Below are 452 nucleotides of genomic sequence, written 5' to 3'. Positions count from 1 at the left end.
ATCATGGACCTGTCCACCGGTCGCAACATCCACGAGACGCGGGAGTGGATCCTGCGCAACTCTCCAGTTCCGGTCGGAACCGTGCCGATCTACCAGGCGCTGGAGAAGGTCAACGGCGACCCCACCAAGTTGACGTGGGAGATGTACCGCGACACCGTGATCGAGCAGTGCGAGCAGGGTGTCGAGTACATGACCGTGCACGCCGGGGTGCTGCTGCGCTACATCCCCCTGACCGTCAAGCGGGTCACCGGGATCGTGTCCCGGGGCGGATCGATCATGGCGGCCTGGTGCCTGGCACATCACACCGAGTCGTTCCTGTACACCCACTTCGAGGAACTCTGCGAGATCCTGGCCCGCTACGACGTGACGTTCTCGCTCGGCGACGGGCTGCGGCCCGGGTCGATCGCCGACGCCAACGACGAGGCCCAGTTCGCCGAGCTGCGCACCCTGGG

1 protein-coding gene is annotated in these 452 nt (G+C 65.7%); it reads left to right on the top strand.

The annotated features are described in order from the left end of the window. Positions 1 to 452, top strand: a 452-nt coding sequence (locus RNC47_RS36800) for a phosphomethylpyrimidine synthase ThiC (RefSeq protein WP_311605223.1), incomplete at both ends; no start/stop codon positions are given.

This window comes from Streptomyces millisiae (genome assembly GCF_031845425.1).
Taxonomy (GTDB): Bacteria; Actinomycetota; Actinomycetes; order Streptomycetales; family Streptomycetaceae; genus Streptomyces; species Streptomyces millisiae.
The sequence above is the reverse complement of the archived record's forward strand: the minus strand, read 5'-3'. Positions and strand labels throughout refer to the sequence as shown.